This is a genomic window from Achromobacter anxifer (assembly GCF_903652925.1).
GTDB lineage: Bacteria > Pseudomonadota > Gammaproteobacteria > Burkholderiales > Burkholderiaceae_B > Achromobacter > Achromobacter anxifer.
Map to the genome: position 1 here is coordinate 611002 of NZ_CAHLAR010000002.1, position 18955 is coordinate 629956.

Annotated in this window: 15 protein-coding genes; 4 read left to right on the forward strand and 11 right to left on the reverse strand. The window is 69.2% G+C overall.

The annotated features are described in order from the left end of the window. The first annotated feature begins 27 nt into the window (after window positions 1–27). Window positions 28–1254 (forward strand): MFS transporter, encoded by a 1227-nt coding sequence (locus HWY37_RS08240; RefSeq protein ID WP_175205877.1) that lies wholly within the window; start codon window positions 28–30, stop codon window positions 1252–1254. A gap of 87 nt (window positions 1255–1341) precedes the next feature. Then, window positions 1342–3753: a DNA internalization-related competence protein ComEC/Rec2 gene (locus HWY37_RS08245; RefSeq protein ID WP_176088328.1), complete on the forward strand. Its 2412-nt coding sequence runs from the start codon at window positions 1342–1344 to the stop codon at window positions 3751–3753. A gap of 15 nt (window positions 3754–3768) precedes the next feature. Here HWY37_RS08245 and HWY37_RS08250 read toward each other — a convergent pair whose 3' ends face one another. The 5 genes from HWY37_RS08250 to HWY37_RS08270 all read right to left on the reverse strand — a co-directional run bounded on the left by HWY37_RS08250 (window position 3769) and on the right by HWY37_RS08270 (window position 9713). Then, window positions 3769–4752 (reverse strand): Bug family tripartite tricarboxylate transporter substrate binding protein, encoded by a 984-nt coding sequence (locus HWY37_RS08250; protein WP_175205879.1) that lies wholly within the window; start codon window positions 4750–4752, stop codon window positions 3769–3771. Window positions 4753–4799: 47 nt separating this feature from the next. Next, complete coding sequence (locus tag HWY37_RS08255) at window positions 4800–5888, reverse strand: isocitrate/isopropylmalate dehydrogenase family protein (protein ID WP_175205880.1); 1089 nt, start codon at window positions 5886–5888, stop codon at window positions 4800–4802. Window positions 5889–5957: 69 nt separating this feature from the next. Next, window positions 5958–7406: an NAD-dependent succinate-semialdehyde dehydrogenase gene (locus tag HWY37_RS08260; RefSeq protein WP_176088329.1), complete on the reverse strand. Its 1449-nt coding sequence runs from the start codon at window positions 7404–7406 to the stop codon at window positions 5958–5960. 37 nt (window positions 7407–7443) lie between these two features. Further along, entirely contained in the window at window positions 7444–8667 is a 1224-nt protein-coding gene (locus tag HWY37_RS08265; RefSeq protein WP_176088330.1) for an iron-containing alcohol dehydrogenase, read from the reverse strand. Between the two features lie 32 nt (window positions 8668–8699). Beyond that, window positions 8700–9713, reverse strand: a complete 1014-nt coding sequence (locus HWY37_RS08270; RefSeq protein ID WP_246302226.1) for an Ldh family oxidoreductase — start codon at window positions 9711–9713, stop codon at window positions 8700–8702. Between the two features lie 111 nt (window positions 9714–9824). Between HWY37_RS08270 and HWY37_RS08275 the strand changes: the two genes are divergently transcribed. Continuing rightward, complete coding sequence (locus tag HWY37_RS08275; protein WP_176088331.1) at window positions 9825–10547, forward strand: GntR family transcriptional regulator; 723 nt, start codon at window positions 9825–9827, stop codon at window positions 10545–10547. Window positions 10548–10563: 16 nt separating this feature from the next. Here HWY37_RS08275 and HWY37_RS08280 read toward each other — a convergent pair whose 3' ends face one another. The 6 genes from HWY37_RS08280 to HWY37_RS08305 form a co-directional block, all read right to left on the reverse strand. Beyond that, window positions 10564–11454, reverse strand: coding sequence for a TonB family protein (locus HWY37_RS08280; RefSeq protein WP_176088332.1), 891 nt, complete (start codon window positions 11452–11454; stop codon window positions 10564–10566). A 76-nt stretch (window positions 11455–11530) separates the two neighbouring features. Beyond that, entirely contained in the window at window positions 11531–12949 is a 1419-nt protein-coding gene (locus tag HWY37_RS08285) for a four-carbon acid sugar kinase family protein (RefSeq protein ID WP_176088333.1), read from the reverse strand. Beyond that, a complete protein-coding gene (locus HWY37_RS08290; RefSeq protein ID WP_176088334.1) occupies window positions 12946–14223 on the reverse strand; it encodes a ribulose-bisphosphate carboxylase large subunit family protein in 1278 nt (425 codons plus the stop codon). The genes HWY37_RS08285 and HWY37_RS08290 overlap by 4 nt, the downstream gene beginning before the upstream one ends. A gap of 35 nt (window positions 14224–14258) precedes the next feature. Continuing rightward, window positions 14259–14798, reverse strand: a complete 540-nt coding sequence (locus tag HWY37_RS08295) for a VOC family protein (RefSeq protein ID WP_176088335.1) — start codon at window positions 14796–14798, stop codon at window positions 14259–14261. 68 nt (window positions 14799–14866) lie between these two features. Further along, complete coding sequence (locus HWY37_RS08300) at window positions 14867–16747, reverse strand: TRAP transporter large permease (RefSeq protein WP_176088336.1); 1881 nt, start codon at window positions 16745–16747, stop codon at window positions 14867–14869. Window positions 16748–16756: 9 nt separating this feature from the next. Beyond that, window positions 16757–17776 (reverse strand): TRAP transporter substrate-binding protein, encoded by a 1020-nt coding sequence (locus HWY37_RS08305; RefSeq protein ID WP_175205890.1) that lies wholly within the window; start codon window positions 17774–17776, stop codon window positions 16757–16759. 112 nt (window positions 17777–17888) lie between these two features. On the opposite strand from HWY37_RS08305, the gene HWY37_RS08310 reads away from it, so the two are divergent. Next, a complete protein-coding gene (locus tag HWY37_RS08310) occupies window positions 17889–18950 on the forward strand; it encodes a LacI family DNA-binding transcriptional regulator (protein ID WP_175205891.1) in 1062 nt (353 codons plus the stop codon). The last annotated feature ends 5 nt before the right edge of the window (window positions 18951–18955 follow it).

An 18955-nucleotide genomic window follows, 5' to 3' on the forward strand; every position in this document is an offset into this window, starting at 1 on the left:
CCGCGCCGCGGCGGAAAGGGTCTCGGCATGACCAGCACCATCCTGAAAACATCAATTCCGGCGGATCGGCATCAGGCCAGGAACCCATGGCTTTCCGTTGCCCTGCTTGCCTTCGGCGTGTTTGTGGTCGGAACCGGGGAGTTCGTCCTGGCTGGGCTGTTGCCGCTCCTCAGCGCCTCCCTGAATGTCTCGCCCGCCGTGGCCGGGCAGGTCATCACGATCTTCGCGCTGACCTGCGCCATCGCCGGTCCGGTGCTGACAACGTCCACCGCGGGATGGGACCGTAGAACGGTGCTGGTCCTTGCGGCGGCGATCTATCTTGCGGGCAGCGTCTGGACCGCGCTTGCGCCGTCCTACGCCCAGGTTCTGGGCGGCCAGATCGTGGCGGCGCTGGGCGTGGGCTGGTTCGTGCCGAACGCCACCGTCACGGCCGCCGCGATGGTCTCGCCCGCGCACCGGGGCCGGGCTATAGCCCTGGTCGTCAGCGGCTTCACCGCGGCGACCGCGCTGGGCGCGCCTTTGGGCACGGCTTTCGGCGGCATGTTCGGCTGGCGCTCGACCATGTGGCTGGCAACCGGGCTGGCCGCCCTCGGCGTAGCGGGCATCTTCGTCTTCATCCCGAAGCGGACCACGATTGCCGCGGCGGCGGGATTGCGCGAGCAATTGCGACTTCTGCTTGACCGCCGCATTGCCGCGGTTCTGGGCGTGACCTTGCTGGCGTTCACCGCGGTGTACATGCCGTACACCTACATGGGCATCATCTTCGAGCCGGCGACGCAGGGGAACAGCATTTACCTCGCGGCGCTCATGACGACGCTGGGCGTGGTCGGCACGTTCGGGAATCTGGGCGCCGGCATGCTGGCGGACCGGATCGGCGGGCCCAGGGTAGTGGCGGCCGCGTTGCTTTGGCTGATCGCCAGCTTGCTGGCGCTGCGGTTCACGACCGGGAATCTGGCTTACGCCTTCACAATGATCTCGTTGTACGGAATTGCCGCCTTCGCGATCACGACGCCACAGCAGCACAGGCTGATCGCGCTCAAGCCTGAAGCGGCCGGCATGCTGGTTTCGCTCAATCAGGCGATCCTGTACCTGGCCATCGCGTTGTCCGGTTCGATCGGAGGCCTTGGAATCGAGTGGGCGGGTGCGGAGAATCTCGGCTTCGTGGCGGCGGCGCTGGCCGTCGCGGCGCTGGTGCTGTCGCTATCGGCAAGCGCATTGTCGGAATCCGCAGCTGCGTTCAACCGAGGTGGCTGAAACCAGCCACACCGCCATCCTTGCGGCCGTCCTCCGGCCTACGCTGTTGCGTTTCCGGAGGTGGATATCACAGGCCGCATTTTCTGCATGGCATTCGTGGCGGGGGCCGGGCTGCTGCACCTGTTACCCCGGCTTCCCGGCGCTGGCGCCGCGTGGCTGTTGGCTGGTGCATGCGCGGCGTCGATGGCGGCTTGCATGCGCTTGCGGCATGCTGCCGCCAGGATCCTCGCGTCCATGGTTTTGGGCCTGTGCGCCGGGCTGCTCAACGCCTGCCTGCAGGCGCAATGGCGCCTGGACGACGCATTGTCGGAAGAACGCCAGGATGCCGTGTCGCGCCTGGTGTTGCGGGTAGCCGGTATGCCCGATGGCGATGCACACAGCCAGCGCTTCATCGCGGAACTGGACGGCCCCGCGCCGCCTGGCATTCCGTCGCGCCTCCAGGTCAGCTGGCAGGCGCCGCCCGGTCCGCATTCGCGCTTGCCTTTGCTGGTGCCGGGCCAGGTCTGGCGCATGGCGCTGCTGTTGCGGCGTCCGCATGGCTTGCTGAACCCGGCGGCGCCGGACGCGGAAGGGCGCATGTTCGCGCAGGGCTTGCGGGCGGCGGGTACGGTGCGCGGGCAGCCGCGCCTGTTGGCCGACCAACCCTGGGCGACGCCGGGTATCGCGATAGAGCGGGCGCGCCACCACGTGAGGGAGGGGCTGCGCGCCGCCCTGGGGGAGCATCGTTACGCGCCGGTGATCATCGCCCTGGCCATCGGCGATCAGGCCGGCGTGGCGCGCGAAGACTGGCAGTTGTTCAACCGCAGCGGCATCACGCATCTGGTGTCGATCAGTGGCATGCACGTCACCTCTATCGCGGGCATCGCGGGATTGCTGGTGGCGGCAATGTGGCGGCGGGCGCGCTGGCGCGGGGCCGGGTTGGCCGAACGCGTGCCGGCGCGCGTGGCGGGAGGCGCCGCTGCCGCGATGGTTGCGCTGCTGTATTGCCTGTTGGCGGGCTGGGGCGTGCCGTCCCGCCGCACCTTCTTCATGTTGTCGGTGGTGCTGGCGGCAGCGGTATCGCGCCTGCCGTTGTCGGGGGACAGGGTATTGGCAGGCGCGGCTGCGGCAGTGGTCGCGCTGGATCCGTGGGCGCCATTGTCTGCCGGATTCTGGTTGTCGTTCGGCGCGGTCGCCATGCTGTTGCGTATCGCGGATGCTCCGGTGGACGCCGCAGCCAGTTGGCGGCGGCGCTGCGCGGCGAGGCTGATGCAGGCTGCGCGCCTGCAGCTGATGGTGACCTTGGGGCTGACGCCGCTGCTGGCCTTCCTGGTGCACCAGGTGTCGCTGGGTTCGCCCCTGGCCAATGCGGTGGCGATTCCAGCCGTGACCTTCATCGTGACGCCGCTGGCGCTGCTGTGCGCCGCCCTGTCCGTGACGCAGGGGGCGGAAGCGTTGGCCGCGTTGGCGGGGCGCGCCGGCTTGCAGGCGTTCGACCTGACCATGGCGCCCGTTGCATGGGTAGGCGGCGCGGCCTGGGCCAGCATGCCGGTTGCCGCCGCGTCATCGCCGTGGCTGCTGCTGGCGGTGGCCGGCATGGCCTGGGCCTTGCAGGCGCGCGGATGGCCAGGAAGGCGATTGGGGTGGGTCTGCATGCTGCCGCTGCTGTTCTGGCGGCCGGACCGGCCCGAGCCAGGCCACTGGCGCATGAGCGCGATGGACGTGGGGCAGGGCAGCGCGATCCTGGTGGAGACGGCCAGCCAGGCGCTGCTGTTCGACGCCGGGCCTCGCCACTATGGCGGCAGCGATGCCGGCGAGCGGGTCGTCGCGCCTTTCCTGCAGGCGCGCGGCATCCGGCGGCTGGACGCGCTGGTGCTGTCGCACGCCGACCTGGACCACGTGGGCGGAGCGCGTGCGGTGCTGGCGGCGGTTCCGGCGCGGCGCAGTTACGCCTCCTTCGACCTGCAGGCATTCCTGCGCCGAGACGCCAGGATGCGGCCCGATGCCGGTAGCGCGGCGCTTCCGCCCCTGCCCGATGACATGGCGCCGTGCCTGAGGGGCGGGGGCTGGGAAGCGGACGGCGTGACGTTCACCTTCCTGAACCCTGCGCGGATTGGCGGCAAGGCCGCGCAGGACCGCAATGCCGACAGCTGCGTCCTGCTGGTGCAGGGGACATCGCATTCCCTGCTGCTGACGGGCGACGTCGGCACGGCGCAGGAGAGCGAACTGGCCGGAGCCTTGCCGCCGGCCGACGTGGTGCTGGCGCCGCATCATGGCTCGGCCTCGTCCTCGGGCCGCGATCTGGTGGCCGCCACGGCCGCCAGTCATGTGATCGCGCAGGCCGGTCACCTGAACCGCTTCCGCCATCCGGCCCGTGCGGTGGAACTGCGCTGGGAGCGGTCGGGCGCGACCTTCTGGCGCAGCGACCGCGATGGCGCGGTGATGGCGCTGTCAGACCCCGGGGGGCTGGAAGTCTGGTCGGAACGTGAGCGCGGGCGGCGCTACTGGCATGGACGCTGAGGCCGCCCGCGGCGCTCAGTTGGCGCCCAGCAGGTTCGCGCTCTTGACCAGCGAGGACACGCGCTGCGAGTCACGCTTGAGCAGGCCGGAGAACGCGACGGGGCCGCGTTCCTGCGCGGTGGGGGCCTGTGCCGCCAGTTGCTCCAGGCGAGTCTTGAACTCGGGCGTGTCTATGGCTTGGGACAGGGCGGCGGCCAGCTTGTCGACGACTGGCTGCGGCGTGCCGGCGGGCGCCACCAGGCCGTTCCAGATGGCCAGATCGAATTCAGGCAGCCCGCCTTCGGCGAAGGTGGGGATGTCCGGACTTTGCGCCAGGCGAGCGGAACCGGTTACGGCAATGGCCTTGACGCGCTTGTCCTGATGCAGGGGCAGCATGGTCACGGTCTGGTCGATGACGCCGTCGATCATGCCGCTCATCAGGTCGGTCAGCGCCGGACCCGTGCCGCGGTAGGGGATGAGCTCGCCGCGCGCGTTGGCGAAGTGCAGGAACATGGCCTCGGCCAGGTGCGCGGTGCTGCCCGGGCCGCTGGACCCCAGGTTGAGCTTGACGGCGTTCACGTCGCGGATGCGCTTGAGCATGGCGGGCAGGTCCTGGATGCCGCTCTTGTTGCTGACCGACAGCACCATGGGCACGGTCGCGACGATACCGATGGGCGCCAGTTCCTTTTGCGGATCGTAGTTGGCCTTGGGGTGCAGGTGCGGCAGGATCGCCAGCGACATGTTGTTGAACGCCAGGGTGTAGCCGTCCGGCGCGCTCTTCTGCAGTTTCTGCATGCCGATCAGGCCGCCGGCCCCGCCGGAGTTTTCGACGACCACCGTCTGGCCCAGTTGCTTGGACAATGAGGTGGCCACCAGGCGGCCCAGCGTGTCGCTGGTGCCGCCGGGCGCGAAGGGCACGATGACCGTGATGGCCCGGCTGGGATAGTCCTGGGCGGCGGCGGGAGCCGCGATGGCGGCTGCGGCCAGGGCGGCGCACAGGATGGGGGTGATGCGTAGCATGGGGTGTCTCCTCGTCTTTGGTTTTTGTGTGGGAATGGGTGTCGCCGTCAGCGCGACAGCGCGCGGCAGACGGCCTGGGTCATGTCGGTGCAGCTTGCGGAGCCGCCCAGGTCGCGCGGCACGTGGTCTCCCTTGGCCAGCACCTGTTCGACCGCGAGCTCGATGCGTTGCGCGGACTCGGTCAGCGCGGCATCGGCGTGCTTGTCGCCCAGCCAACGCAACATGAGCGCGCCCGAAAGAATGGTGGCCAGCGGGCTGGCGGCGTTCTGGCCGGCGATGTCGGGCGCGGAGCCATGGGCACCCTGGAACAGCCCGTGGGTGTCGCCCAGTTCGGCGGACGCCGACAAGCCCATGCCGCCGATGGTGGCGGCTCCCAGATCGGAAATGATGTCGCCGAACATGTTTTCGGCCACGATCACGTCATAGAAGTCCGGCCGCTTGAGCATGTGCACGGTGATGGCGTCGGCATAGGCGTAATCGATTTCGACGTCGGGGTAGCCCGCGGCGACGTCGTCGCAGACCGCGCGGAAAAAGGCATAGGTGCGCAGGATGTTGGCCTTGTCGCAGACCGTGACGCGGCGCTTGCCGTCGCGCGGCGCGCCCTTGCGCTGGCGCGCCAGTTCAAAGGAAAAGCGGGCGACGCGTTCGATGCCCTTGCGGGTGACGACGATGGTGTCGGTGGCGACTTCATCGCGCAACACGATCCCGCCGCCGCGGCTGGCATAAAGGCCTTCCGTGTTCTCGCGCACGATGACGTAGTCGATCTGCCCCGGCTTGAAATGCTTGAGCGGCGAGTCGACGCCTTGGTAGAGGCGGATCGGGCGCACATTGGCGTACAGGTCGAGCCGGAAGCGAAGGCGCAGATGCAGGTCGTTGCCGACCTCGGTCCCGTCGGGGTAGGTCACGCCCGGCATGCCCGCCGCGCCGTGCAGGATGGCGTCGGCCGCCTTGCAGGCGGCATAGGTGTCGTCGGGCAGGACGTGGCCCGACCTGACGTAGTGGTCGGCGCCGCCTTCGTGGCTGGTGAATGAAAGCAGGCCGGCGCCGCAGGCTTCCTTCAACACGGTGATCGCCGATTGGCAGACCTCCGGACCAATGCCATCGCCATCGATGGTCGCAATTTCATACTTAGCCATGTCTGGCTGTCTCCTCGTGAGGGTTTCGAAATCGGAGGACGGCCGCGTTCCGGACGCGGCCGCCAGGGCTTACCAGGTCGTCGAGATGTACTTGGCTTCCATGAATTCCAGCAGCCCGTGGTGCGCGCCTTCCCGGCCCAGACCGCTTTGCTTGACGCCGCCGAAGGGCGCCGCGGGATCCGATACCAGGCCGCGGTTCAGGGCGATCATGCCGCTCTCTATGCGTTCGGACACGCGCAGGCCGCGCGCCAGGTCGCGCGTGTAGACGTATGCCACCAGCCCGTATTCGGTGGCGTTGGCCAAGGTCACGGCTTCGTCCTCGGTATCGAAGGCCACGATGGGGGCCACGGGGCCGAAGATTTCTTCGGCAAGCAGATCGGCGTTGGCGGGCACGTCCACCAGCACGGTGGGCTCATAGAAGTGGCCGGCGCGGTCGAGCCGCTTGCCGCCGGCCTTGATCCGCGCGCCCTTGGCGACGGCGTCGGCCACCAGCGATGCCACCTTGTCCACCGCGCCCGCATTGACCAGGGGGCCGCATTGCGTGCCGGGATCGACGCCGTCGCCGGTCTTCAGCGCGGCCATGCGCGCCGCGAACCTGGAACTGAATTCCTCGACCGCGCCGCGCTGCACGTAGAAGCGATTGGCCGCCGTGCAGGCTTCGCCGCCATTGCGCATCTTGGCGATCATGGCGCCTTCCACGGCAGCGTCGATGTCCGCGTCGTCGAAGACCAGGAACGGCGCGTTGCCGCCCAGCTCCATGGAGCAGCTGATGACGGAATCCGCCGCCTTGCGCAGCAGCACGCGGCCCACTTCCGTCGAACCCGTGAAGGAGAGCTTGCGCACGCGCGGGTCGTCCAGCACCGCGTTGGCGAACTTGCCCGCCGACGAGGTCGTCAGTACGTTGACCACGCCCGCAGGCACGCCGGCTTCTTCCAGCAGGCGCATGACGGCGTAGGCGGTCAAGGGCGTCTCGGTGGCCGGTTTGAGGATGCAGGTGCAGCCGGCGGCCAGGGCGGGCGCGATCTTGCGGGTGGCCATGGCGGCGGGGAAATTCCATGGTGTGACCAGCAGCGCGATGCCTATGGGCTGGTACTGCACGATGATGCGGCTGGCGCCGCCGGGAGAAACGCTGATGTCGCCATTGATGCGCACAGCTTCTTCGGAAAACCAGCGGAAGAATTCGGCGGCGTAGGCGACCTCGCCGCGCGCGTCCGCCAGCGCCTTGCCGTTTTCCTGGGAAATCAGGCGCGCCAGGCTGTCGGCGTCGCGCATCATCAGTTCGTAGCACTTGCGCAGGATTTCGCCGCGCTGGCGGGCGGGCGTGGCGGCCCAGCCGGCGGCGGCGCGGGCCGCGGCATCCACCGCCGCGGCGGCGTCTTCGAGCGTCGCGTCCGCCACGCTGGCGATCACCTGCTCGGTGGACGGGTCGTACACGTCGATGCGGCGGCCCGAGGTGGAGGCGCGCCAGGCGCCGTCGATGTACAGGTCAGTGGACAGCTTGCTGGCCTCGATGGTCATGTGTCAGCTCCGGATGTGAAGGGATGAAGTCGGGTTGTCAGGACGGGAGAAACGAGCCGTGGCCCGCGTGGGCGGCAGCCACGATGGCGGCGATGCCGGCCTGGTCCAGCGGACGGGGATTGTTCGTGACCAGGCGCGCGGCCAGCATGGATTGCTCGGCGATCCAGCCGAGCTGGTCGGCGCGCACGCCCAGTCCCGCCAAGGTCGCGGGGATGCCGATGCGCGAGAACAGTTCATGCACATGGCGCGGCGCGTTGGCGGCCAGGCGCGCGGGATCCGTGTCCGGGTCTCCCATCGCCGCCGAGATGGCCGCGTAGTCGGCGCCGCAGGACGAGGCATTGAAGTCCATGACATAGGGCATCAGCGTGGCCACGCCCGCGCCGTGCGCCGTGTGCGTTAGCGCGCCGATCGGGTACTGGATGGCGTGCGCCGCGGCGGTGCCCGCCACGCCGAAGGCCAGGCCGGCGGCCAGCGCCGCGGCCATGACCTGGCCTCTGGCGTGCAAGTCGGAACCGTCCTCGACGGCGCGCGGCAGATAGGACGCGAGCGCGCGGATCGCAATCAGCGCCTGCTGATCGCTGAAGGCGTTCTTGCCGACGAATACGCGGGTCTGCGCGATGTCGGCATCCGGGCTGCGCCGGACCGCGGTCAGCGCTTCGATGGCGTGGGTCAACGCGTCGGCGCCGGCGATGGCCGTGAGTCCCCTGGGGCAGGTCAGCGTCAGTTCGGGATCGCAGATCGCGGTGTGGGGGATCAGGTGCGGGCTGGAGACGCCGACCTTCAGGTCGCGGGCGCTGTCGGCCAGCACGGCCACGGGCGTGACCTCGGAGCCCGTGCCGGACGTGGTGGGCATTGCGATCACCGGGATGACGGACCCCGGCACCTTGTATTCGCCGTAGTAGTCAGAGGCCTGCCCGCCATGCGTCAACAACAGGCTGACGAGCTTGGCCATGTCCAGGCAGCTGCCGCCGCCCAGCCCGACGATCACCTCGGGCTGGAAGGCGCGGTGCGCCGCCACGCATTCGTAGACGCCCTCGACGGGCAGGTCGGGCTGGGTGCGGTCGTACACCTGGACGCGCACGCCGGCGCCTTCCAGGGCGGCAAGCAGCTCGGACATTTCCGCCGTGGCGGCGAAGCGCTCGTCGGTGCAGATCAGCGCGCGTTGACCCAGGGCCGCCGCGACGCGGCCCAGCGCAAGGCGCTGGCCGTTGCCGAATAGCACGGCGCGCGGGGCGCGCATGATTCCAAACAATTCATTCATTGCGGATCCTTGAAGGGGAGTCTTTGGGGAATTCAGGCGGCGCATTGCGCCAGGTCGCGGATGCGGCGCCAGACCTCGTCGGCCAGCTCGATGCCGGTATCCAGGCGCTGGCGGCGTTCGGCGCGGGCCCGGTCGCCCGGCACCGCCACGGGCCGTCCGGGCAGCAGGGCGGGGCAGGCGCGGATGTCGTCCAGGTAGCGGGTAATGCGGCTGGCAATCGCGCCTGACCCGGCCTCGATGGCGATGAAGACATCGCCCTTGTTGCAGGCTGCGCTGGAATCCAGCGTGCCCTTGACTTCGGCGCCGAGCGCCGAGGCCGTCAGGCTGGCGACCAGCACCTCGAATGCCAGGCCCAGCGCGTAGCCTTTGGCCTCGCCGAAGGGCGCCAGCGCGCCTGTCTTGGCCGCTTCGGCGTCCGTCGTGGGGTCGCCGGCGGCGTCCAGCGCCCATCCAGGCTCGAGCGGCCGGCCATGGTTGGCGTAGTCGTGGATCTTGCCCATGGCGACCTGGCTGGTGGCCATGTCCAGCACGAAGGGCTCGTCCTCGGTGGGCACGCCGATGGCGATCGGGTTGGTGCCGATCAAGGCATGGCGGCCGCCCCAGGGGTGGACCAGGGCCTCGCTGGTCGACAGGGCCAACAGGATCTGGCCTTCGCGCGCCGCCTGTTCCGCGTAGAGCGCCAGCATGCCGATGTGGTTGTTGTTGCTGACCGCCGCGACGGCGATTCCGGTTTCGCGGGCGCGTTCGCGGATCTGCGCCAGGGCGGCCAGCGCGATGACCGGACCCAGTCCGCGTTCGCCGTCCATGTCCAGGAAGGCTGGAGAGCGCCAGACCGCGGCGCCGCGGGTTTTCGGATCGGCCACGCCGTTGCGGATGCGCTCGATGATGCGCGGCAGGCGCAGCAGGCCGTGGGATGCGCGGCCGCGCAATTCGGCTTCGAGCAGCAGGTCCGTCTGCGTCGCGGCGTGGTCCGCCGGGGTCCCGGCCAGTTCCAGCGCGCGCAGGCAGACTTGCCTTGCCTCCCCCATTTTTATCGTTGTCGTCATAGTGTCTTTGAGTTGTTAAATCCGATCGGATCTGAAATACGATCTGATTTATGCTAACCTCGTAACAAATTGGACGTCAACACTTTGTTGGCAAACCGGGGTGAAACAACCATGACGACTCTCTCTCGCGGTTCCGCAGCCGCACCCTTGGCCGCGCCGGCGAATGGCCAGCGTTTGGGCGAGCGCGTGCGGTCCTTGGGCGACGAGGTCTATGAAACGCTGCTGTCGCAGCTCATATCTTTGAAGATCGCGCCCGGCATGCGCATCGCGGTCGATGCGCTGGTGCGCGAGTTGGGCGTGTCGCAAACGCCGATACGCGCCGCGCTGATCCGGCTTGAAACCGAAGGCCTGGTGGTGAAGACGCATCACGTGGGCTATAGCGCGGCGCCCATGCCTACGCGCAGACGCTTCGAGCAGATGTATGAACTGCGCTTGCAACTGGAGCCATTCGGGGCTGGGCTGGCCGCGCAACGGATGACGGACGCATCGCTGCAGGAGCTGGCCGCGCTATCTGCCGCCATGAGCGCCCCGAGCGCCGACGACGCGCGCGTGGCCTATGGCAAGTTCGCCGTGCTGGATGCGCAGTTCCACTCCTGGATAGCGGAACAGAGCGGCAATGAGTTGCTGGCCGAAGCGCTGGCCCGGCTATACGCCCATACCCATCTGTTCCGGCTGCGCTTTCACTCCCGGGTCACGGAAGAAGCCGTGACCGAGCACGCGCGCATCGTGCAGGCGCTGAACGCGCGCGACGCCGCAGGCGCGCAGGACACCATGCGCGACCACATCCTGAGGTCGCGCGAGCGCATGGCGCCGTATTTCGAAATGCTGGACTAGAGGGGCGGTGGCCGCGCTACTTCCTGCCCAGGCTGATGCCGTCGCGGATCTTGCGGAAACCGCTCAGGGCCATGGGCATGTCGTCGCTCGTCGTCGTGCAGCTCATGGCGACGCGCAAGGTGGGGGTGTCCAGCAGCGCGGTGTATTCCAGCAGGGGAGTGCCGTCCTTGGCGTGGCCCGCGGGCGCGACATAGTCGACGCCCGTGGCGCCTTGCAGTTTGAAATCGCCGCGCTGTTCCGGCGCCAGGCCTTGCGCGGCAAGGATGGTCTCGGCGGCCTCGAGCCGGGCGGCGGCCGAGAGCGGGGCTTCGGCGCCGGGATGGCTCTTCAGCGTCTTGCGCGGGGTGTTGAAGCCGATGCCGCAGAGATAGCCGGCCGGGCCCGCGGCCGCCGGGCTGCGGGCGGCGCTCGCGATCCGCACCAGCACGTCGAATTCCTCGGACTTGCCGCTGCCCGCGATGCGGTAGGGCGCGGGCAGCGTCACGCCGAAGCCGCGCGCCGGATTGGCGTAGCGGCGCTGCGCGTCGCTGGGGGGAGAGTCCTCCATCTGGAACCGCACCGGCAGCATCAGGATTTCCTTGTCGGACTGCATGTCGCTGGTGAACGCGGCCAGCGGGCTGGCCCGGCGCACCATGTTGGCGGCGGCCTTGTCGACGGCCACGTAGCCCGAGGAACTGGCCAGGTCCACCGCGTCTATCTTGCCGTTGCGCAGGACAGTCAGGCGCAGGCGCAAGGCGAGGGAGCCTTCCAGGTCCTGCGCCTCCTTGGGCATGGTGAGCTGGCGTTGCAGCTTGAGCACGGCGTCGTGGGTCCACTCGGCCCGGTTGGCGGGGGCGGCGGCCGAGACGGCCGCGGACGCGCACAGCATGATCGCAGCGGCTGCGGGCGTGCGTAGCGGCCAGTTCATGGGAAGGGTCTCCTGCTTGGGCGGCGCCCGCCAGCGGGGCGCGTGGGCGCAGCATAACCCGGCGGCGCGCGGCCGCTCAGGCCCGGCCCAGCGCCAGCTCGTCGAACAGCAGATCGCCGCCCATCTGGCCGCCCTTGAGCATCAGCTCGACGCCGTCGGTCGCCGGATCGTCGCTGCGCGTCAGGCTGACGGTCACGCCGGGCGCCAGCACGCAGCGGAACGCCAGGCCCCAGATGCCGAGCGCGAGCGTGGCCTGGCTGGAGGTGTCGCCGCCCGCGATGCCGATGCGCGACAGGCGCGCGCCAGCTTGTGAGCTTGCGCGCACGATGTCCGCCACCAGCTGGCCGGTGGCGCGGGCGGTCGCGGCGGTTTGATGGGCATCCAGCGCCCGGGTGGGGCGGTCGGTGTGCGCCAGCACATTGATCCCTCGCGCCAGGGCCGCGGCGGCCTGTCGGACCTGCGCCGCGGCATAGCCAGGGTCCCGCAGCAGGCGCTCGACCTGCAAGGGCTGGCGCTGGTATTGCCTGCAAGCGGCGATCTGCCGGGCGGTGACGGGAGACAGGCTGCCGGCCACCACCAGCACCGGACCGTTGGCTGCTGGCAGAGACTGGGTGGCGCTTGCGCCCGCGCCCGTATCCGCTGCCGTACCTGCGGCCGTGGCCGCAGACATTTCCGCGGTTGTGACTGCAGCCGTGACCGCAGCCGGTGCGGCGCGGGCCAGCGCCTGCTGCACGCTGCTGGGGCCGACCGCCAGCAGGGGCAGGCAGGAGGCGGCGCGCCAGAGGAGGCGGCCGATGATGGGGAGTTGTTCGTCGTCGACCAGATCCAGCAGCAGCGGCCCGTCGGCGTTGTCGATCAGCCGGTCTATCCAATCGTTGAGCAGCGGCGCGTCCGCCGCCTGTCGCAGGCGCGGGTAGGCGGTGTGCGGCACGGACAGGATGTCCGGCAAGCCCTGCGCCGCCAGGTGCAGCCGCAGGTCGGCTTCATGCATGGGCGTGACCGGATGCGCGCTCATGACCGGGTGGCGGTCGATGCGATGGATCTCCGGCGCCGCGCCCGCGCGCGCGAACAGCTGGGCGAAGCTGCAATAGCGGCCGATGCTGGGCTGGCCGCCGACGATGGGCACCAGCGGATTGGGCATGTGGCGGCGCAATTCGCGGATGGCGGCGCCGATGCTGCCCACGTGCGGCGCGCTGTCGAAGGTGGAACAGCATTTGTAGTGCAGTACGCGGACGCCGGCGCCCGCCATGTAGCGGCCGACGACGCGCAGTTCGGCCGCCATTGCTTCGGGCGCCATGCCGCGCGCGGCGCCGGCGATGCCGATCGCGTCCAGCGGGCCCGCCCGCAGCAGTTGCCGCGGCGTGGGCACGCCCAGGAACAGCAGGCTGCGCAAGCCGGCGCGGGCGGTTTCCGCCAGCGTGTCGGTGGCGCCGGTGAAGTCGTCGCCGTACCAGCCCAGCCGTGGCCGCGTCGCCTCGTGCGCTGCTGCATTCATGCGCGGCTGCCGAAGAACTCGATGGCACGCCGCAATTCGGGCGCGTTGCGCGCGTAGTCCTCCAGGCGCTGCTCCTCGCGCACGGCCTGCCAGGCTTGGCGGATGCTGAGCACGCCCGCGGCGGGGCCGTCCGGATGGGCGAGGATGCCGCCGCCCGACATGAACAGCAGGTCGTCGCTGCGCACGGCCGCCCAGGTGGCGGGCACGGTGCCGGCCCATTGGCCGGACGAGAAGGCGGGCATGACGGGGTCGTCGATGCCCGGCGTCAGCGACGCCAGGCAGTCGCGCGCGGATTCCACCACCTCGGCGTCCTCCTGCGCGAACTTGCCCTGCAGGCCATGCACATGCATATGGTCCACGCCGGCCAGGCGCCACAGCGTCTGATAGGCCTGGAAGCCCACCCCCAGCAAGGGGTGGCGCGACAGCGCGCCATAGCCGTTGCGGTGGCCGTGCAGCGCCAGCGGCGTGCTGCGGCGCAGGGTCTGGATGGCCGAGTAGCCGCAATGATTCAGGCTGGCCATGACGCAGGAGCCGCCCTCGCGCTCGATCAGGTCGGCATGGCGGCGCATGGCGTCGGTTTCGTCGCTGATGTTGAACGCCACCATGACCTGGCGGCCGGTGCGCTCGCGGTGCGCGCGCACCACGGCCATGACGGCGGCGACGCGTTGCGCCAGCGGCGCGTGCGCGGGGTTGGCGCAGACCTCGTCGTCCTTGATGAAGTCGACGCCCGCGGCGCACAGCTGGGCCGCCAGGTGCGCGGTCTGTTCGGGCGACAGGCCGACATTGGGCTTGATGATGGTGCCCACCAGCGGACCGCGCTCCACGCCCGTCAGCTGGCGGGTGCCGGCGATGCCGGCGCGCGGCATGTCGAACTGGGCGCGGTAGTTGGCCGGCAGCTCCAGGCTTTCCAGGCGCAGGCCGGTGGCCTCGCCCAGGTCGTACAGGTTGCCGCCCACCGTGGCCGCCAGCGTGGGTAGGTTGGCGCCGACGTTGGCGACGGGAAAGGCGATGCGTACGCGGGCGCGCTGGTAGCGTCCGGGCATGCCGCCGGGTTGGCGCGCCAGCCAGGCATTGGGCAGGCTGGGCGTGGCTACGGACTCCAGGGTTTCGATGGACTCGATGCGGGCGCGCGCGCGGGCGCGCAGCTCGTCGGTCTCGCCCTGCACCCGGGTGAAGGTGCCGCAGGACTGCTCGCCGGCCATGACCTCCGCGACCTTGGCGGGGTCCATCGGCGTCTCGATCAGGTAGGTGGCGGTAAACGATTGGGAATTCATGGCGGCGGTTTGCGGCGGTGGCGGGTAAGGGCGGGTCAGATCCGGTTCAGGTCGGGGAAGGGGCGCACGGGGTCCTTGCCGTCCCAGCCATCGGCGCTGTCGCGGATCAGGTCGAACAGGCGGCCCTTGGGGCCGGCCACCTCGGACAGCTCGATCACGGTGCCGGGGTGGTATTCGGTGTCGAAGTAGATGAAGCGTCCCTTTTCGCCGACCTCGCCGCTCATCTTGGGCTTGAAGCCCTGCGCCAGCAGGCGCTCCAGGTCGGCGTCGTAGTTCTGGGTCCAGTAGGCCACGTGCTGCAGGCCGGTGCGGCCAGCTTGCAGGAAGTCGCGGTACATCGAGGGCACGTCGTTGCGGGTCTGGATCAGTTCGACCTGCACGTAGCCGGAGTTGGCCAGCGCCACCGAGTTGTGCGGCTCGTGGCTTTTGCCGTCGTACTGGTAGTTGACGATGGGCACTCGCGGGTTGTAGTACCAGGGGCCCACGCCCAGCGTGTTGCTCCAGTAGTCCATGGCGGCTTCGATGTCGTGCACCACATAACCGAGTTGGCGGATTTCGCCCAGGAAACGACTCATGATGGATTCTTTGCGGATGAATGGAGTTGGGATGGCGGAAGGTCGCGGCCCGGACCGGGCCGCGGGCCTCACAGGAAACCGATGGAGAACCAGGGGAAGGCGGCGACGATGACCAGGCCGACCAGTAGCGCCGCGATGTAGCCCCAGATCGGCCGTATGCCTTCGTTGGGATCTACGCGGCTGATGGCGCAGGCGCCGTAGTAGCCCACGCCGAAGGGCGGCGCGAACAGGCCTATGCCCATGGCGAAGATCACCACCATGGCGTAGTGCACCTCGTGCACGCCGGCCTGCGCCGCGACGGGAAACAGCAGCGGGCCGAACAGCACGATGGCCGGTATGCCTTCCAGCACGCTGCCCAGGATGATGAAGGCGACGATGGACACGGCCAGGAAGCCGTAGCTGCCCCCGGGCATGCCAGCCATCAGCCGGGCCAGGTCGCCCGAGAAGCCGGATTGCGTCAGCGCCCAGGCCATGGAGGTGGCGCAGCCCACGATCAGCATGATGGCGCCCGACAGCGACGCGGTCTCGATCAGCATGGGCTTCAACCGCGCCCAGTCGAAGCGGCGGTAGATCAGCAGCCCGATCAGGGCCGAGTACACGATGCCGATGGTCGAGACCTCAGTGGCGGTGGCCACGCCTTCCACCACCGCGGCGCGGATGACGAAGGGCAGGGCCACGGCGGGCAGGGCGATGACGAAGAAGCGGCCGATCTCGCGGGCGCTGAAGCGCTGCGCCAGGGTCAGGTCTTCCTTGCGGTAGCGCCACCACACCACCGAGCACAGCGCCAGGCCCAGCACCACGGCGGGCAGCAGTCCGCCCGTGAAGAGCGCGGCGATGGACACGCCCGTCACCGAGCCGATGGTGATCAGCACGATGGACGGCGGAATGGTCTCGGTCTGCGCGCCGGTGGCCGACAGCAGGGCCACCAGGTCGCCGGGCTTGGCGCCGCGCTTCTGCATTTCCGGGAACAGCACGGGCGCGATGGCCGCCATGTCGGCGATCTTCGAGCCCGATATGCCGGACACCAGGTACATGGCGCCGATCAGCACGTAGGACAGCCCGCCGCGCACGTGGCCCAGCAGGCTGGCCAGGAACTGGATCATGGCGCGCGCCATGCCGGTCATCTCGATCAGCGAGCCCAGGAAGATGAACAGCGGCACGGCCAGCAGCATCAGGTGCGACATGCCCTCGTCCAGCCGGCCGACCATCACCAGCATGGGCGTGTTGGTGGTCAGGGCCAGGTAGGAGAAGGTGGCCAGCGCAAAGGAGAACGCGATCGGCACGCCCGAGAACACGGTGGCGGCGACGATGCCGACGAAGAAGATGAGCAGGTTCAGCTTGCCCAGCGGAGCGAACAAGGGTTGCGCCACCCAGAACAGCGCGACCACCGCCGCGGCCGCGCCCAGCGCAATCAGCATTTGCGACGCGGTCTGCGTGCGCAAGAGGCGCAGCAGCGCCACCACCGCCATCAGCCCCATGCCCACCGGAATCGCGGCGGCGCGCCAGGCGTTGCTCAGCTCCAGCGCGGGCGTGACGATGAAGTGTTCTTCATGCGCGTATTCCACGGCGGGCGCCAGGATCAGCGCCAGGAAGGCCAGCGAGGCGGCCAGCGCGGCCGTTTCCAGCTGGGCGCGGCGGGCCGGGCTGACGTTGTTGACCAGCGCCGTCATCCGCATGTGCTCGCCGCGCCGCAGCGCGACGACCGCGCCCAGCATGGACAGCCACAGGAACAGGATGGAGGCGAGCTCGTCGGACCAGACCAACGGGCTGTGGAAGGCGTAGCGCGCCACCACGCCCGCGAACAGCACCGCGATCTCGACCAGCACGATGGCCGCGGCCACGTGCTCGACCACGCCGCCCAGCAGCGCGTCGAGCGCGCCGGCGGCGCGGCGCAAGGGGTGGGCCGGCAGCGCCTGCGGCGCCGGGCGGGGAGCGGACAGGGAGGACATGGCGCGTCCTCAGGCCAGCTTGCCGACGGCCTGCTCCAGCAGGGTCCAGGCCTCGTTGCCGAAGCGGCCCTGCCATTCCTTGTAGAAGCCGGCGGCGCGCAATTGCTCGCGGAAGCTGTCGGCGGACGGCTGGTTGAACAGCAGGCCCTTACCCTCCAGGTCGGACTGCACCGAGGCGTTGAGCTTCTTGATGTCCTCGCGCTGGGCCAGGCCGGCCTCGTTGATGCCGCGCGCCACGATAGTCTTCAGGTCCTGCGGCAGGCCTTCCCACATGCGGCCGTTGGCGATGAACCAGTAGCCGTCCCAGATGTGGTTGGTGAGCGAGCAGTACTTTTGCACTTCGTACAGCTTGGCGACCTGGATGATGGGCAGGGGGTTTTCCTGCGCGTCCACCACCTTGGTCTGCAGCGAGGAATAGACCTCGCTGAACTGCAGGCTGGCGGGCGCGGCGCCCAGGCCCTTGAACATCGAGATCGGCAACGAACTGACCGGCACGCGGATCTTCAGGCCGTCCATGTCGGCGGCGGACTTGACCGGCGCCTTGCTGCTGGTGGTCTGGCGAAAACCGTTGTCCCACATTTTCTCGAAGGCATAGAGGCGGCGCTGCGCGATGGCGGCGCGCACGTGGGCGCCGAGCGCGCCGTCCATGGCGCTCCAGACCTGGCCATAGTCCTTGAAGGCGAAGCCCACGGCGTTGATCGCCGCCACCGGCACCAGCGTCGCGATGACCAGGGCGGACGGCGTGAAGAAGTCGATGCCGCCCGAACGCACCTGGGCCAGCATGTCGGTGTCCCCGCCCAGCTGGTTGTTCGGGAAGATCTTGATGTCCACTCGGCCGTTGCTTTCCTTGAGGATGCGTTCGGCGGCCTCTTGCGCGCGGATGTTCAGCGGATGCGTGACCGGCAGGTTGTTGCCGTACTTGAGCGTGTAGTCGGCCGCGCGGGCGATCAGCGGAAAACCGGAGGCCAGGGCGACGGCGGGGACCGCGCAAAGGCGGCGCAGGGCACTGCGGCGTGTCAGCAGCTTCATGGTTGTCTCCATAATCTTGGTTTTGATGTATTTTGATGTGCCACAACAGCGCCAGTACCATGCGGCAGACTGGACAATAGTGAATCGGCGCTATCATCGTCAAACCTGATTAATGATGGATTTTGATGTGAATCGGACTCCGCCCGAACGCAAGCTGGCGCGCCTGGCCGATGTGGCCGAGCGCGCCGGGGTCTCCACCGCCACGGCCGATCGCGTGCTCAACCGCCGGCCGGGCGTGCGCGCCAGTACCGCCCAGAAGGTCTTCAAGGCGGCCATCGAACTGGACTATCTGCCGGAACAGGAGGTCCGCGCGGCGGCCGCGCCCGAGCCGCTGCGCCTGGTGTTCCTGCTGCCGCGCGGGAGCAACCGCTACCTGCGCATGCTGGGCGACACCGTCAGCTATGCGCAGGAGCACTTCACGCCGCTCAACGCCCGCTGCCAGGTCGAGTACGTGGAGAGCTTCAACCCGGACGCGCTGGCGCAAGCGCTGATCAAGCATGGCAGGCGCGCGGATGGCATCGCGTTCATGGCGCTGGAGCACCCGGCGGTGCGCGAGGCCGTGAACCTGCTGGCGCAGCAGGGCGTGCCGGCGGTGACGCTGATCTCCGACCTGGCCAACAGCGCCCGCGCGGCCTATGTGGGCCTGGACAACCGCGCGGCCGGACGCACGGCGGGCTACCTGATCGCCCGCTTCATCGGCTCTCGCGCGGCGCACGTGGCGCTGATCGCCGGCTCGCGCCACTACCGCGCCCACGAAGAGCGCGAAGGGGGCTTCCTGCAGCTGTACGCCGAGCAGTTCCAGGCCATGCAGGTGGTGGACCTGCGCGAAGGCTACGACGACGCGCAAAGAAACTACGAACAGACGCGCCAGCTGCTGGAGCAGTATCCGCAGCTGGCCGGCATCTACAACATCGGCGGCGCGTCCGACGGCGTGGCGCGGGCGCTGAAGGAGGCCGGACAGCAACACCGGGTGGTCTTCATCGGCCACGGCCTCACGCCCGATACCCGCGCCTTGCTGATAGACGGCACCATGGATGCGGTCATCACGCAAAGCCCGATGGAAGCGCTGATGAGCTGCGTGCGTATCTTCTGCAACCTGCGCGACAAGCGCAGCCCCATGAACGGCGTGGAACTTGCGCGCAGCCAGGTGATCTTCCGCGAAAACCTTCCCTAGGCGCG